We start from the raw sequence: 15,516 nt of genomic DNA on the forward strand, positions 1-15,516 counted from the left end.
ATAATATACACGCCTTTGGGGCACCCGTCAAGCGCTCGGACGGGTTTGTAACAAAAGAGTAATATTGCTGCCAACCCTTTTCTTGCCCTGGAATTTTGTGATACAATGATAAAACAGATAAGCGAATTTATTTGCTTTTGGAGGGATTTGATGCTGAAACTATCTGACGCCGCCGCCCTTGCGGACAGCCGGGGGGAAGCGCCCGCGCCGCCGGAGCTGCTCCACCTGGCCGGGCACTACCGGCTCAACCGGATAACCCAGCCCGTGCTGGAGGATCTGCGCCAGCGGCTCTCCCGGAAGGGGGTCAGCCTGGCCGATTTCCAGCAAACCTACCTTCCTTATATAAAGGTATTGCTGGAGGCCGCCGTAGCCAGCGGTAGTCTTGGCGAAGTTCCCCGCCTTTTTGACTACGACCTCCAGCCTCTCCCCTTCCGCGCGTGTTGTCCGCCCTGGCTGGAGGACTTTTCCACCCGTTGCTCAAAGGCCACGTTGACCAGATATCAGGGCATCATTAAGCGCTTTTTGACCGTTTATTGGGGGGACACGGATCTGAGGGAGCTGGACGGCCCGGCGATGGACGCCTACCGCAGATATTACCTGGAGCAGCGGGGCGGCGCCCCCTCCCTCTTTTCCTCCCATATTGCCATCCTCTATTCTATTCTGGACTTCTATGTGGCGAAGGCCATCGCGGAGCACGGGCAGGACTCCCCTCCCCAGCCCAAGGAAAAGCCCCTTCTGTTAAAGGATGTGGCGCCCTATTGGCTGGAGAGCCTGCCGGCGACCACCCCCGACGCCCTGAAGGAGACGTACAAGGCCCATCTGGAGCAGTATCTTCTCCCCAATCTCGGCCTGTCCGACCTGCGCAGGTTCAACCCCCGCCGGATCCAGGACTATCAGGCCGCGCTCAAGCGCAGCGGGGGCGCCCCCTTTCTCAAGACCCACGTTGATATTCTGAATCAGATCCTCCGATACGCCGCGAAGAAGGGGCTCATGGACGCCATCCCGGCGCTCCGCGCCCCCCAGAAGCGCCGGCCCCATGACTCCCATCCGGAGCCCTCCTCCATCCCTCCCCGCGACCGGATGATGGAGGTGATCAACAGCGATCCCTCCGGCCTTGATGTGCTCATTGTCCGGCTGGCATGGCAGCTGGGCCTCTTCAGCGACGAAATCCGCTTCCTGAAATGGTCCCAGCTTGACCTGGCCGCAAAGACGGCCCATGTCAGCGGCAGGGAGATCCCCATCCCTGATGAGCTGTGCGGATATCTGTCCAAGCGGCGCGGGGCCGCCTTCGCCTCCGGCGACAGCTATGTCGTATCTACTGCGTCCCATCCAGAACCCTATAACTCCAGTTATATTTTCCGCCTGGCAAAGGAGCTTCTGTGGCGTTTTGGACTGGGGTATCTCTCCTTCGAGGAGGTGCGCCAGGACTACTACCGCCGCCAGAAGGACGCCTATATCAAAAAGCAACTGGGCATCTGAGAAAAGACGGCTCGACGCCCAGCTGTGTGCCAATACGGCTGGAAAAGACGTAGCCTGCCACCTTTTTGGTGCATAGGTCCTTGACGAGTGGATTCTGGCAGCCTTCATCAACCGATGCACACTCCTTGCGAATAGGGACATCGGGGCTTGAGCATATGATACAGGCTGTCCAGCCCCAGTGCGGGATATTTCTCATGCAGCCCCACCGGCTCCCGCGTCAGCACTTGACTGTGCTTGCCCGCTGTCTTATCCAGTAGGTGTACAGCACCAGGATTTTCTCTTCCATGTGCAACTTTTGCAGAACTCTTCCATGCGTAACTTTTGTAGAATGTAGGATTACAATACATATTGGACAAGTGAAGAAAAAGGATGAAGGATAAGGCCTCATCGGTTAAAGTTGGAGTTGCAGACAACAACTTGACGAGAGGGGGCCATATCCTTCATGAGCAAGAGTATAACACAGGACATGGCATATCGGCAATCCCTGATGAAGTACGCGGAGAAATACGGCGTCAGCCGGGCAAGCCGGAAGTATAACAAAAGCCGGTCGTATATCTACTTTTGGAAGAAACGCTGGGACGGCAGAGCAGAATCCCTGGTTTGCCAGTCCCGGCGGCCCCACAGCCATCCAAACCAGCACACAGAAGCAGAACTAAAACTGATCCGGGATATGCGCCGCCGCAATCCGAATCTGGGTATGGTGGAGTTGTGGCACCGGCTGCGGCAGCGAGGCTACACCCGCCGCCCAGAGAGCCTGTTCCGGGTGATGAGAAAGCTGGGGCTGTTCTCACCTAAAGAGAAGAAAACGGCCTACAAGCCAAAGCCCTACCAGCAGATGACCTATCCCGGCCAGCGGGTTCAGGTAGATGTGAAGGTGGTTCCCCGCCGCTGTATCACAGACCCTGAGCTGCGCCTGTACCAATACACTGCTATTGACGAGTTCACACGCCTGCGCTTCCTGGCTGCCTACCCGGAGCACTCCACCTATTCCTCTGCGGATTTTCTGAAAAAGTTGTTCAAGTGGTATGCGCGCCGCGGAATCCGCGTGGAATGTGTCCAGACCGACAACGGTTTTGAATTTACCAACCGATTTTCCAACAGCAAGCGGGATCTCCCTACTTTGTTTGAGACCACCGCCGCCCACCTGGGTATCCGCCACAAGCTCATCCGACCCTACACGCCTCGCCACAACGGTAAAGTGGAGCGTAGTCACCGCGAGGATCAGAAACGCTTCTATTCCTGCCACAGTTTTTACTCCCTGGATGACTTCGCAATGCAGCTCGCTGTCCATAACCGCCGCTCCAACAACTTCCCCATGAGGCCGCTTAGCTGGCTTTCTCCGAATGAATTCACTGTCCAATATGTTTGACAAACCTACAACTCTTCCATGCGTAACTTTTGTAGAACACCTTGCTATATTGACGCAAAAGTGCTATTCTTATAACAATATAGCTATCCTCTTAGTTCAGCCTGACAGAAGAAGCGATGGCCATGGCGAGATGCTCCAGCAGGGAATTGCCGATGTAGCGGTGGCTGAAACGGAAGCAGTACTCGTTCAGATAGGCCTGAAGGTAGGTTTTAGGTAGGCCGTGGTAAGTCCCCAGGCTGAAGGCTTTGACGTTGCTGACCACAACGTGCAGCCAATGTGGCAGGCCGGAGCTGAGACCGTAAGGTCTGTACTCATGGATGTAATCTAGTCTGTCTTTCCAAAGATAAGGTTACAGGGTTCTGTGCCCTACTTTTTGATGCTTGAAAAAGTGCCCGACAGTCAGTATAAAGTCGCTCCAGCGAGATGCTGGGCCTACTCGCCTTCACATGCCATGTCGTGTGCCTGCCCCCTCAAGTCTATTATATACCAAATTACAACTTGCTGTGTCTAGGGCTTGTTTGAAAATTGGCGATGTGCCCAGCGGCGAGGGATTTTGGGCCGCTGGCAAGCAATTTTTTCGCGGGAATCCTGACGGATTTCAAGGAAAAATTGCGCCGTCCAGGGGACAAAAGACCCGTCGATTGGGCATGTTGATATTTTTCAAACAAGTCCTAGGTGCACTGTGTTTCATTCTTTTTGGTGCTTTGGAGTGCAGTGGAAAGAATCATAAAAATGAGCACAATATAAAGGCCTTCGCCCAGCGCCAACTTGAAAAGGCAGAAAACATTGGTTATCGGTTATTTGTGTTCAGCCTGGCCAGTGGAAGCCAAGTCCACAGGCCGCTGATTATCCGACGTTGAAAGGAAGTCCCTGACATTTGCATAATAGCGTCGCAGGGACTTGTTAACCCCCGCTATTATGTAGACATAAGTAAGAGGTTTTTGCTCGGCGCGTTTTACGGTCGAGAAACTGGAATACCGGCTTATCCGCTGGGGCACTCCGAAGATGACAGCCTATACCGTTAAACTGTGTCTTGTGGAGGTATGGAGCGCCATGCTTGGGGGGTGTTGTTGCGCACGCTCTTTTCCCCGGACTGATTGGGTATGGGGGCTGCCCCGGCTAATGCGACAAGGGCCTGCTTACGTTCAAAACGGCGAACATCTCCAATCTCTGCCATGATCTGAGGGCCGAAGGACACCCCAACGCCGTACATCTCCATGACCACGGGGTGTCCTGGGAGCATAAGGTCAGATGGTTTATCTCAGCACGGTAGATCTCTACAGCTCGGGATATGCTGGTGACTTGCTTGGCGGCTTCCTGCACAAATCGAACACTGCGAATAGGACTTTCCGACGGACGTAAAAGCCGTTGGAATAGTAAGTCAGGCCATTATCTTTCTATTCTAATAGTTTAGGCAACGAGATGTCCCATGCCTATGGCAGGCTGTCATAAACCAAGGGGCAAATCTATAGTAACCAGGTATAGTCATAAAAATGAAGTCCATTGTAATCAACGCTTTACAATATAAACAAAATAGTTCAGGTATTGGCGTAATGATACATGAGTTGTTTTCACGATTTGTAGCGATTACACCCCGTCCCAGTACGGTTATTCTTCCACGGGATGGACCTGAATTTAAAGCCAGTGGAAAGGCAAAAATCGTTCCGATTCCATGGACATATGGCCAAACGATTCGCAGGCTTTTTTTTCAATCAGTTTGGTTGGGTCGTCTCTATGGAAAAAATTCGATTTTGTTGACAACAGATTCGAAAACGCCGTTTTTCTTGCCGAAAAGCTGTACATTAATTCCACTTGTAACTGATCTGGCTGTGTTTCGTATGCCGGAGGTGTATCAATGGTCCAGAGTATTGTGGTGGAAGCTTCAATATCGATACTTGTGTAAGCGCGCAGATTTTTTCTTGACGATTTCACAGTTTACAAAGGAAGAAATGATAGACGTTCTCAAAATCCCGGCTGAGAAAATCTACGTTGTCCCCTGTGCAGCTTCTCCACGGTTTGCCCCAATGACCGACCACACGCAAAAGGATACGGTCCGGGAAAAGTATCGCTTACCCCAGAAATTTCTGTTATTTGTCGGGAACAACAATCCAAGGAAAAATCTAAAGAGGATTATGCAAGCCTTTGATATTCTAAAGGATCAAGAAAAAATCCCGCATCAATTAATCATTGCTGGCGAACAGGGGTGGAAATTTAAACCGGAAGATGTGCTGCGTATCATTCAACACCCAGATGCGATCCGCTTTATTGGATTTGTTCCGGACGAAGATATGCCAACCCTCTATTCGATGGCCGATTTATTTTTATTTCCTACATTATATGAAGGGTTTGGAATCCCAGTGCTTGAGGCACAGATGTGTGGGACCCCGGTCCTTACAAGCGGCAGTTCATCCATGCGTGAGGTCGGCGGTCAGGGCGCAGTCTATGTGAATCCATACCGTGAGGCCGACATTGGGGCAGGGATTTTAGAAGTGTTAAAGGATCCGAGGGCTGCACAGGATCTGATTGCCAAAGGATTTGAAAATGTAAAACGTTTTTCCTGGGATAGTTCGGCTCAGTTATTAAACACGATTATTGAAGAGGAAGTTAAGGAATGAGAAACATTCAAGAGATTTACCAGCGTTGGCTGGTACAGACCACAGAAAATAGAGAACTCCATGACGAGTTGATTTCCATTCAAAACGATACGGCTGCGATTGAAGATCGGTTTTATCGAGACCTAGAGTTTGGCACCGGTGGACTTCGGGGCGTTTTAGGCGCCGGCAGTAACCGAATGAACATTTACACGGTGGCCAGAGCAACCCAGGGATATTGTAATTATTTGAGAAAACATTTTGATATCCCCATGGTGGCTATTGCGTATGACAGTCGGATCCACTCAGATTTATTTGCACAGACTGCGGCTGGAGTGTTTGCGGCGAATCGCATTATGGTTCATCTGTATCCTAAATTGATGCCGACTCCAGCCCTTTCATTTGCAGTGCGCGATTTTCATTGCAACGGCGGCATTGTAATTACAGCTAGTCATAATCCATCGAAATATAACGGATATAAAGTCTATGGTGCGGACGGCTGTCAGATTACTACTGAAGCGGCGGAAGAGATTCAACAGGAAATCGATATGATTGACCCATTTACTCAGGTGGCGAGCATGACGTTTGAGGAAGCGATTCAATGTGACATGGTTTCCTATATCGGAATAGACGCTGTGCGGAGATACCTAAGTGCGGTGAGTAAAACCTCAATTTTACCAAACAATGTATCAAGAGACGTTTCGATTGTTTATACCCCCTTGAACGGAACCGGTATATCTTGTGTTCCGCAATGCCTCGAGAGGAATGGATTTACGAATATTGTTATTCCAGATGAGCAAAAGAAGCCAGATGGAAACTTTCCAACCTGCCCCTATCCAAATCCGGAAGTGAAGGAAGCGCTGACCGTGGGGTTGGACTGGGCCAAGCGGACGGAAAGCGACTTATTGCTTGCGACGGATCCGGATTGTGACCGGGTGGGTGCGGCCATCCGAAGCAATGACGAGTATGTGCTCATCACCGGCAATGAAATGGGCGTTCTTCTGCTGGATTTTATCTGCAAAATGCGCCTAGAACACAACACAATGCCCCACGATCCTGTGGCGGTGAAAACCATTGTGACTACCCCTATGGCGGCCAAAATTGCGGCTCATTATGGCGTGCAGCTCATCGATGTGCTGACTGGATTTAAGTTTATCGGTGAACAGATCGGCTTGTTGGAGCAGAAAGGCGAGACCGACCGGTATATTTTCGGCTTTGAAGAAAGCTATGGCTATCTGAGCGGAAGCTTTGTCCGGGACAAGGATGCAGTGAATGCGTCGCTGCTGATTTGTGAGCTGTTTGCCTACTATAAAGCACAAGATAAGTCCCTGCTGGATGTGTTGATGGAGCTATATCAACAGTATGGGTTTTATGAGAGCCGCCTTCTCTCCTTTGCCTTTGAAGGGGCTAGTGGATTTGCGAAAATGCAGGCATTTATGGAAGATTTGCGAAAGAATTCTCCAAGGGAACTAGCAGGTTATACCGTAGAAAAGGTCATTGACTACCAGACCGATGCAACGGGCCTTCCCAAATCAAATGTTTTGCGATTCTTCTTAAACGGAGGGGGGGAGGCTGTGATACGGCCTTCCGGTACAGAGCCAAAGTTAAAAGTATATTTAACAGCAATAGGAACGAGTCGCAATGAAGTGAAATGTGCAACAGTACAGTTGTCAGATTGGTTTTATCAAATGATGAAAGATAAAGGAGCTCCTTGAATGGATAATACACCATTGTGGAAGAGGGCTGCAAAAAAAATCACTTCGCAACATACACGCGAATGTATAAAACGAGCCATTTTTCAAGGCTATTTTAGTATCCACAACATACATTCCAAAAGAGGAATCAACAAGAAGTTTGGTGTAAATTTGGTCGGACACATACGTGGTGACTTTGGATTAGGAGAGAGTTGTCGTATTTTAGCAAATATATTACAGGAATCCGAAATTCCTTTTTCTGTATATAATGTTTCGCAAAACAGTACGGCTTCTGAAAACGACATGACATGGATGAGTTTTGAACAAGAGGACTTTCCATATGCCATAAATTTGATACACTTAAATCCCAATGAAATCGCAAGCGTGGTTTGGACACTACCGTATAAACAATTAAGCTCATGTTATAATATTGCTTTTTGGCTGTGGGAACTGCCAGAATTCCCCAAAGAGTGGAATTATGCGTTTCAATTGTTTGATGAAATATGGACACCCGCTGAATTTGTTTCTGAAGCGATTCAAAAGTGTACTTCTAAGCCAGTTTTTACGATACCATATGGATTTAATGAACCAATAACAGATGTTGCTTATAATCGAACGTTTTTTGCTCTCCCCCAAAAAACATTTCTCTTTTTAATTTCTTATGATGGAAACAGCGTCTCTGAGCGCAAGAATCCATTAGGAGCAATTCGTGCATATTGTGAGGCTTTTTCTGCAGATGAGCGCAATGTTGGGATTGTGATTAAGGCGACACACGCGAAAGGACAGGATTTAGAAGCTATTAATCAATATTTAAGTGGATATCCAAATGTGTATATATTAACTCAAAGTTATAACAAAATAGAATTTAACAGTTTAATTCGATGTGTTGACGCATATGTCTCACTACACCGTGCAGAAGGTTTTGGACTTGTGATGGCAGAAGCAATGCTGCTTGAAACACCAGTCATTGCAACGGCGTGGTCAGCGAATCTTGAGTATATGGATTCAAATACGGCCTGTTTAGTGGACGCTGACGTAGTAGAACTGACGGATGATATTCCACCATATCATAGAGGAAATCATTGGGCACAGCCAAATGAACAGCAAGCCGCACAGTGGATGCGTAAGTTATATGATGACCGACAGTTTGCAAAACGGATAGCCTTAAATGCAAAGGAATATATGGGACTTCATATGACAACGAAGTGTGCCGCTCAAAGGATGAAAGAAAGGTTAGGGCGACTGGAGTTGACTCTGGAAAATGGATAATATGAAATGCTATCCGTTGAAAATGCTTCCCTGCTACAAGGAATACTTGTGGGGCGGGAATCGTTTGAAAAGAGACTACGGGAAGGCGGATGCTCCGGACGTGACCGCAGAGAGTTGGGAGCTTTCTTGCCATCCAGATGGCTGTTCCGTGGTTGAAAACGGAGCCTATAAGGGCTGGGATATCCGGCAGCTGGACGAATTCAATCATGACGGGTTTTGTGGAACGGAATGCCAGAAAGATCGGTTTCCGCTTTTGGTCAAGCTGATCGATGCGAAACGAGACTTATCCATTCAAGTGCATCCTTCGGATGAGAGCGCTTTGTCCGCTCAGGGCGAAAGCGGGAAAGCAGAGATGTGGTATATCGTGGACTGTGAACCACAGGCCAGTATTTATTTGGGATTTTCCAAACAAGTGACGAAGGAAGAGTTCCTTCGTCGGGCCTCCGATGGGACCATCTGTGATATACTAAACAAAGTACCGGTTTCCCGAGGAGATGTATTTTATATTCTCCCCGGGACTATCCATGCCATCGGCGCGGGAATTGTCATCGCAGAGATCCAGCAGAATTCAAATACCACGTTCCGCATTTATGACTATCAAAGGCGAGGAGCGGATGGTAAGTTGCGGCCGCTTCATCTGGAGCGCGCCGCAGAGGTTTTGGACTATGCACCGATTGTTCCGGAGGAGTGCAAGGCAAACAGTTGCGTGACGTTTCCTGAGTTTACCATAACCGAGATGTTTTCCTGCCGCTACTTTCGGGCTCATCGTGTCGATGTGCATAAGGGTGTGGAGCTGGTTTGCGATGGACGGTCCTTCCAGCACATTTTATGTGTGGAGGGGAAAGGGAGTATTTCTGTGGGCGGAGGGATCTATTCCATTCGAAAAGGGGATTCATATCTCATGCCTGCGGCATCGGGAAAATATAAAATTGAAGGAGAGTGCCGCGTACTGGTCTCTCGGGTATGAAAGGAAGAACGACTTTGAAAAAAACAGCGTTGATTATGGCCGGCGGCCGCGGGGAGCGTTTCTGGCCCAAGAGCCGAAAGAGCCTTCCGAAGCAGTTTTTGTCTCTGACCGATGACGGCAAGACGATGATCCAACTGACGGTAGAGCGCATTTTGCCGTTAGTCAATATGGAAGATATCTATATTTCCACCAACCGAGACTATAAGGATCTGGTTCGCCAGCAGCTACCAGATATTCCAGCGGAGAACATTTTATGTGAGCCGGTGGGAAGAAACACAGCCCCCTGCATTGGCCTGGGTGCCGTCTATATGGAAAAGAACTATGGCGACGCGATGATGATCGTGCTGCCTTCCGATCATCTGATTAAATACAATAAGATTTTTATCAATACGTTAAAGGATGCCTGTGAGGTGGCGGAGCAGGGGGAGAATTTGGTGACCCTGGGCATTACTCCGGATTGTCCAGAGACCGGGTACGGCTACATCAAATTTTTGCCGGAGACTACATTAGGCCGGGCTTTTGCAGTGGAGCGGTTTGTGGAGAAGCCGGATTTGGAGACCGCAAAAGCATATCTCGCGTCTGAGCAGTATCTGTGGAACAGCGGTATGTTTATCTGGAAGGTATCCAGTATTTTGAAGAATCTGGAGGAGTACCTGCCGGAGACCTATGCGGGCCTGCGCAAAATTGAAGAAGCCATTGGGACAGAGCAGGAACCGCAGGTGCTGGAGCGGGAATTTCATTCGTTCAAGTCGGAATCCATTGATTACGGCGTTATGGAGAAGGCAAAAAATATCTACATTCTGAGCGGCTCTTTTGGGTGGGATGACGTGGGGTCCTGGCTGGCCGTAGAACGGATTCGTACGAGCAATGAATTTGGCAACGTGATCAACGGGAATGCCATAACGGTGGACACAAAAAATACCATTATCCAAGGCGGCAATAAGTTGATTGCCGCAGTAGGCTTAGACAATATGATTGTAGTGGATACCGAGGACGCACTGTTGATTTGTGCGAAGGAGCATGCAGGAGATATTAAAAAGGTGTTGGAAAATTTGAAAATCTGCAACCGGACCGAATATCTCTAAATGGCTGGATCAAATAAGTAGAAAGGGAATAAGACTATGAAACGTGCATTGATTACTGGAATTACTGGTCAGGACGGCTCTTACCTGGCGGAGCTGCTGTTGGAAAAGGGCTATGAGGTCCACGGCATGACCCGGCGGGCTTCGCTGCCCAACACAGATCGGATTGCCCATCTTCTGGACAAGATTACGCTGCATGACGGCGACCTGAGCGATTCCAGCAGCATCATTCGGATCATGAACCTGGTTCGCCCGGACGAGATCTACAATCTGGCGGCCCAGAGTCATGTCCAGGTGAGCTTTGACGTGCCGGAGTATTCCGGCGATGTGGACGCGCTGGGCGTGCTTCGGATGCTGGAGGCCATTCGGATTCTGGGGATGGAAAAGACCTGCCGGTTCTATCAGGCGTCTACTTCGGAGTTGTATGGAAAAGTGGAAGAGGTGCCTCAGCGTGAGACCACCCCGTTCCATCCCTATAGCCCCTATGCCATTGCCAAGCAGTACGGCTTTTGGATGGTGAAGGAGTACCGGGAGGCCTACGGCATGTTTGCCGTCAACGGCATTCTGTTCAACCATGAGTCGGAGCGCCGGGGAGAGACCTTTGTAACCCGGAAGATCACCCGGGCGGCCGGTCGGATCGCCTGCGGGCTTCAGGATAAGCTTCAGTTAGGGAATCTGGACAGCAAACGGGACTGGGGCTATGCCAAAGATTATGTGGAGTGTATGTGGCTGATGCTCCAGCATGACACGCCGGAGGATTTTGTCATTGCAACCGGCGTACAACACACGGTTCGGGAGTTCACCACGCTGGCATTTGCCCACGACGGCATCGAGTTGGAGTGGCAGGGCAGCGGCTTGGAGGAGAAGGGGATTGACAAAGCGACCGGGAAGGTGTTAGTAGAAGTCAACCCCGCCTGGTTCCGCCCCACCGATGTGGACAACCTGTGGGGCGACCCCACTAAGGCGAAAACCGTACTAGGCTGGAATCCCCAGAAGACCAGCTATGAGCAGTTGTGTGCTCTTATGGCGGAGCACGACCTGCAGTTGGCCAAGAGAGAAAAGGCGGCACAGCAGGCATGAAAAAAGCGATAATAACCGGCAGTCAGGGGTTTGTGGGGCCATATCTGCGCCGGGAACTGGAGGAATGCGGGTATACCACGGTTGGACTGGACCTTCAGGAGGGGGACAACACCATAGTGGTGGATCTGCTGGACGCCGGTCAAGTTCGGACAGTGATTGCTCGGGAAATGCCGGACGTGGTCTTCCATCTGGCGGGCCAGGCCAACGTGGCCCGGTCCTGGAAGATTCCCCAAAAAACTGTGGAGCTCAACGTAGTGGCGGCTTTAAATCTGATGGAGGCAGTCCGGGTGGTAAGCCCGGACTGCCGTATGGTCATGGTGGGCTCCTCGGATCAATACGGAAACCTGGGTGAGGCGGGGCAAAGGGTGGACGAGTCCATCGTCACCCGGCCCCAGACTCCTTATGCGGTCTCTAAGAATGCTCAGGAGGAGATGTCCAGGATCTATGTACACGTCTACGGGATGAAGATCTGTATGACCCGTTCCTTTAACCACGGGGGAGCCGGACAGGCCAAAGGTTTTTTGATCCCCGATTTTGCCTCCGGCATTGTGGCGGTGGAGCAGGGAGAGGCCACCTGTTTGCGGGTGGGCAACCTGGAGGCCCAACGGGACTTCACCCATGTGAAAGATGTGGTGCGTGCCTACCGTCTGATTGCGGAAAAAGGTCATCCAGGCGAGATATACAACGTGGGTTCTGGAACCACATATAGTGCTCAAGAAATTTTGGATAAACTGTGCGCTATGGCGAAGTGTGAAATTCCAGTTCAGCAGGCCCCAGAAAAGATGCGCTTAAACGATACTCCAGTGATTTGCTGCGACCACAGTAAACTGACGCGGGATACCGGCTGGGAGCCGACAGTGACAATGGATGAAATGTTATCACAGGTCATTGCTGAATGGCGTTCCAAATAGTGTAGCAGGGTGGGAGATTGCGTGTTTTGGACAAGTAAAATGTTGCGAGAAATAGATTTCTTTTGGTATAGAAATATTTTAAAAGAGCTTCCTCCCTTATTAAAAGTATACCCTAGCTTTGAAATACCTGTGGGCATTATACATCGGAAGAATTGGGAATGGGCTTTTATTATTGCGGTGTTAGAAAAAGCAGGTATGCTGCGAGAAGGAAAATGTGGTTTAGGCTTTGCAGTTGGGCAAGAACCGCTTCCATCCTACTTTGCGTCAAAAGGTGTAAAAATACTGGCAACAGATTTATGGGAAGAAAATGGTGCGGATCGATGGTATGAGAACCAAAACTTGCATGGGAATAAACAAGTGCTGAATCAATATGGTTTCTGCGGCGAGGAACAGTTTGACAAGAATGTGCAGATCCAAAATGTAAACATGAATGCGATACCAGACGATATCGGTAAGTACGATTTTTGCTGGTCATCATGTGCAGTTGAACACGCAGGAAATCTTGCGCTTGGCAAAGAGTTTTTGATAAAGCAGATGGAGATTTTGAAATCTGGTGGTATTGCTGTTCATACAGTGGAATTCAATGTTTCTTCTAATACAGATACAATAGAAGAGGGTGATACGGCAATATTTAGACAGTGTGATATTCAAGAAATTGCCGCGTCTGTAAACCAACATGGTGGGAAAATGGTTTGCTCTTTTAAGCGCGGCAACCGTGTGGGGGACCATTTTGTTGATACACCACCCTATTACCATACTAATCCTAAGTATCATCTTCATCTTGACAGCGGAGGATATAATTGTACTTCTTATGGGATTGTAATTCGAAAGTAAGCTGAACCATAAATTAAATCAACGGAGAAACAATATGCTGGAAAAATTGAAGCAAAACCAGTTTCTATTTAAAGAACTTGTAAAACGAGATTTTACGAAAAAATACAAACGTACCATTTTGGGCATGGCTTGGAGCATTCTGGCCCCCCTGATGAATCTGCTGATCATGTGGTTGGTGTTCAACAATTTCTTTGGAAATAATGTAGATCACTATGTAGTCTACTTGTTTGCAGGGCAGCTGGTTTTTTCCTATTTCAGCGATGCGACCAATCTGGGTATGAACTCCCTGGTCAGCAATGCAGGAATTTTTACGAAGGTAAACGTGCCCAAATACCTCTTCTTATTTTCGCAAAATGTATCTTCGTTGATTAATTTTGGCCTGACACTTCTCATTTTCTTTACGTTTGTGGCGATTGATGGGATTCCGTTTACTTGGAAATTTTTCTTGCTGGCATACCCAGTGGCCTGTCTCATTGTCTTTAATCTGGGGATTGGTTTGATTCTTTCTGCGCTGTTTGTCTTTTTCCGGGATATGCAGTATCTGTGGGGGATACTAACCCAGCTCATCATGTGGATGTCGGCCATTTTTTATACGATTGACAGCTACAGCTATACCGTGCAGTGCGCATTTTTACTCAATCCGCTGTACCTGTATATTCGCTATTTCCGAAAAATCGTAATCGACGGAGAGATTCCCACTCCGCAATTTCATCTTCTCGCAGCTGCCTATGCTCTCATCGCATTTGGAATTGGCGCTTATATGTATAAAAAGAATAACCATGAATTTTTGTATTATGTTTGAGGAGTCCTATGGAAACGATGCTGAATGTGGAGCATGTCTCCATAAGCTATAAGATTGGTGATTTTAAAGACATTGGCCTGAAAGAATGGGCAATGCGTCATTTGAAGGGACAATACCATGTAGAGAATTTTATGGCGGTGGACGATGTTACCTTTGAATTGCAGCGGGGCGACATGTTGGGGATCATTGGCACCAACGGCGCGGGGAAATCAACGCTGCTCAAGGCTGTGATTGGTGTGATGGAACCGAGAAAGGGAACGATCACTCGTAATGGGACGATTGCCGCGCTGTTAGAGTTGGCGTCTGGATTTGACGGAGATTTGACGGTACGGGAAAACGCATACCTTCGCGGGGCGATGCTGGGGTATACCGAGGGGTTTATGGACGAGACTTATGCGCAAATTCTGGAATTTTCCGGCCTGAGACAGTTTGAGGACCGGCCATTCAAGCAGCTGTCTACAGGAATGCAGTCTCGTCTGGCTTTCTCTATTGCCTCCATGGTACAGCCTGAAATCTTAATTTTGGACGAGGTGCTTTCCGTGGGAGACGGCGCGTTTCAGGAGAAAAGCGCTGCGAAAATGAAGGAGATTATTGCCAACGGCGCAGCCACAATCTTGGTGTCTCACTCGCTGGATCAGATTCGGGAGTTGTGCAGTAAAGTTCTTTGGCTCGACCATGGAAAGCAAATTGCCTACGGGGAGACCGAGACGCTGTGCGACCAGTATGAGGCGTTTTTAGAGGGAAAGCTGCGGTTGGAAGAGGTAAATAGCACTATATGAAGACGAATAAACAAAGAAAAAAAAGACAGTTTCGCTTGAAAGCTCTGCTGATTATTGAAATAATTGTCTGTTATATGGCATTCTTAAATGTGATTAGCCATGCAAGGGGGCCGCAAAATTATGAGGCGGTAACAGACGCACCTCTGCTGACGGCGTCAGACTTTATCGGTTTTGACGGTGGGCGTGCAGAGCAGGGGCTGGTATTCAATAACCAGACGATGGGGGCAGCGGTGGGCTATCAGGCTGAGTTATCATTGGATGAGTTGGAGCGTATTCTTATTTCCTTTACAGTGGATTGTCAACCGGAATATATTGGCTCGACATTATATGTGGATTTATATAATGACATAGCGAACTACGATAACCCAGAACAGGAGTATCACTTAGTTCTTCAAGAGGGGTTAAACAATGCGTCGACGGTATTGGAGCCTGGGAAAAGTGCGCCTGAAAATGGTCAGCTGCGCTTCTTTACCGTAGAACCCGCTGACTATACTCTTGAAGACCTTCAAATATATCAGGAAATTCCATTGCCTAATGTTACAACTGATATGATAGCAGTGGCTGTGGTACTTTTTCTGGGGATGGGTATTACAGCGTTTATCTATTTCAGAAAGATCAATTCTTTGGACGAAACAAAAGGTAGACCATGAAAAGAGGAC

The 15,516-nt window shown here is 48.7% G+C and carries 14 protein-coding genes and 1 pseudogene; 14 read left to right on the forward strand and 1 reads right to left on the reverse strand.

Annotation, left to right across the window (positions count from 1 at the left end; all coding sequences use genetic code 11):
- Nucleotides 1-150: 150 nt before the first annotated feature.
- Together B5E42_RS08860 and B5E42_RS08865 are read left to right on the forward strand one after the other, a co-directional pair.
- Nucleotides 151-1,479, forward strand: coding sequence for a site-specific integrase (locus B5E42_RS08860; RefSeq protein ID WP_087238777.1), 1,329 nt, complete (start codon nt 151-153; stop codon nt 1,477-1,479).
- A gap of 466 nt (nt 1,480-1,945) precedes the next feature.
- Nucleotides 1,946-2,848, forward strand: a complete 903-nt coding sequence (locus B5E42_RS08865; RefSeq protein WP_242967070.1) for a DDE-type integrase/transposase/recombinase — start codon at nt 1,946-1,948, stop codon at nt 2,846-2,848.
- Nucleotides 2,849-2,939: 91 nt separating this feature from the next.
- Here B5E42_RS08865 and B5E42_RS18850 read toward each other — a convergent pair.
- Nucleotides 2,940-3,131, reverse strand: a pseudogene (locus B5E42_RS18850) (transposase); the annotation flags it as partial.
- Between the two features lie 235 nt (nt 3,132-3,366).
- Between B5E42_RS18850 and B5E42_RS19580 the strand changes: the two are divergent.
- The 12 genes from B5E42_RS19580 (at nt 3,367) to B5E42_RS08920 (ending at nt 15,507) form a co-directional block, all read left to right on the forward strand.
- The gene (locus B5E42_RS19580; protein WP_162613948.1) at nt 3,367-3,708 is read left to right on the forward strand and encodes a hypothetical protein; all 342 of its coding nucleotides are present in this window, start codon (nt 3,367-3,369) and stop codon (nt 3,706-3,708) included.
- Nucleotides 3,709-4,341: 633 nt separating this feature from the next.
- Nucleotides 4,342-5,463 (forward strand): glycosyltransferase family 1 protein, encoded by a 1,122-nt coding sequence (locus tag B5E42_RS08875; protein WP_087238783.1) that lies wholly within the window; start codon nt 4,342-4,344, stop codon nt 5,461-5,463.
- Complete coding sequence (locus B5E42_RS08880; protein ID WP_087238785.1) at nt 5,460-7,154, forward strand: phospho-sugar mutase; 1,695 nt, start codon at nt 5,460-5,462, stop codon at nt 7,152-7,154. The genes B5E42_RS08875 and B5E42_RS08880 overlap by 4 nt, the downstream gene beginning before the upstream one ends.
- Nucleotides 7,155-8,402, forward strand: a complete 1,248-nt coding sequence (locus tag B5E42_RS08885) for a glycosyltransferase (protein ID WP_087238787.1) — start codon at nt 7,155-7,157, stop codon at nt 8,400-8,402.
- Nucleotides 8,395-9,369 (forward strand): type I phosphomannose isomerase catalytic subunit, encoded by a 975-nt coding sequence (locus tag B5E42_RS08890; protein WP_242967071.1) that lies wholly within the window; start codon nt 8,395-8,397, stop codon nt 9,367-9,369. Before B5E42_RS08885 ends, B5E42_RS08890 begins: the two co-directional genes overlap by 8 nt.
- Before the next feature lie 14 nt (nt 9,370-9,383).
- Nucleotides 9,384-10,454 carry a mannose-1-phosphate guanylyltransferase gene (locus B5E42_RS08895; protein WP_087238792.1) on the forward strand — a complete coding sequence of 357 codons (1,071 nt, stop codon included), beginning with the start codon at nt 9,384-9,386 and terminating at the stop codon, nt 10,452-10,454.
- A gap of 36 nt (nt 10,455-10,490) precedes the next feature.
- On the forward strand, nt 10,491-11,531 hold the full coding sequence (gene gmd, locus B5E42_RS08900) for a GDP-mannose 4,6-dehydratase (protein ID WP_087238795.1): 1,041 nt from the start codon (nt 10,491-10,493) through the stop codon (nt 11,529-11,531).
- Entirely contained in the window at nt 11,528-12,442 is a 915-nt protein-coding gene (locus tag B5E42_RS08905; RefSeq protein WP_087238796.1) for a GDP-mannose 4,6-dehydratase, read from the forward strand. The genes gmd and B5E42_RS08905 overlap by 4 nt, the downstream gene beginning before the upstream one ends.
- A gap of 21 nt (nt 12,443-12,463) precedes the next feature.
- Nucleotides 12,464-13,276, forward strand: coding sequence for a hypothetical protein (locus B5E42_RS18855; protein ID WP_141242502.1), 813 nt, complete (start codon nt 12,464-12,466; stop codon nt 13,274-13,276).
- A gap of 34 nt (nt 13,277-13,310) precedes the next feature.
- Nucleotides 13,311-14,078, forward strand: coding sequence for an ABC transporter permease (locus B5E42_RS08910; protein ID WP_087238798.1), 768 nt, complete (start codon nt 13,311-13,313; stop codon nt 14,076-14,078).
- 8 nt (nt 14,079-14,086) lie between these two features.
- The gene (locus tag B5E42_RS08915; RefSeq protein WP_087238801.1) at nt 14,087-14,857 is read left to right on the forward strand and encodes an ABC transporter ATP-binding protein; all 771 of its coding nucleotides are present in this window, start codon (nt 14,087-14,089) and stop codon (nt 14,855-14,857) included.
- Nucleotides 14,854-15,507, forward strand: coding sequence for a hypothetical protein (locus B5E42_RS08920; protein ID WP_087238803.1), 654 nt, complete (start codon nt 14,854-14,856; stop codon nt 15,505-15,507). Before B5E42_RS08915 ends, B5E42_RS08920 begins: the two co-directional genes overlap by 4 nt.
- Nucleotides 15,508-15,516 lie beyond the last annotated feature (9 nt).

The sequence above is a fragment of the Flavonifractor sp. An10 genome, assembly GCF_002161215.1.
GTDB classification, from domain to species: domain Bacteria; phylum Bacillota; class Clostridia; order Oscillospirales; family Oscillospiraceae; genus Flavonifractor; species Flavonifractor avistercoris.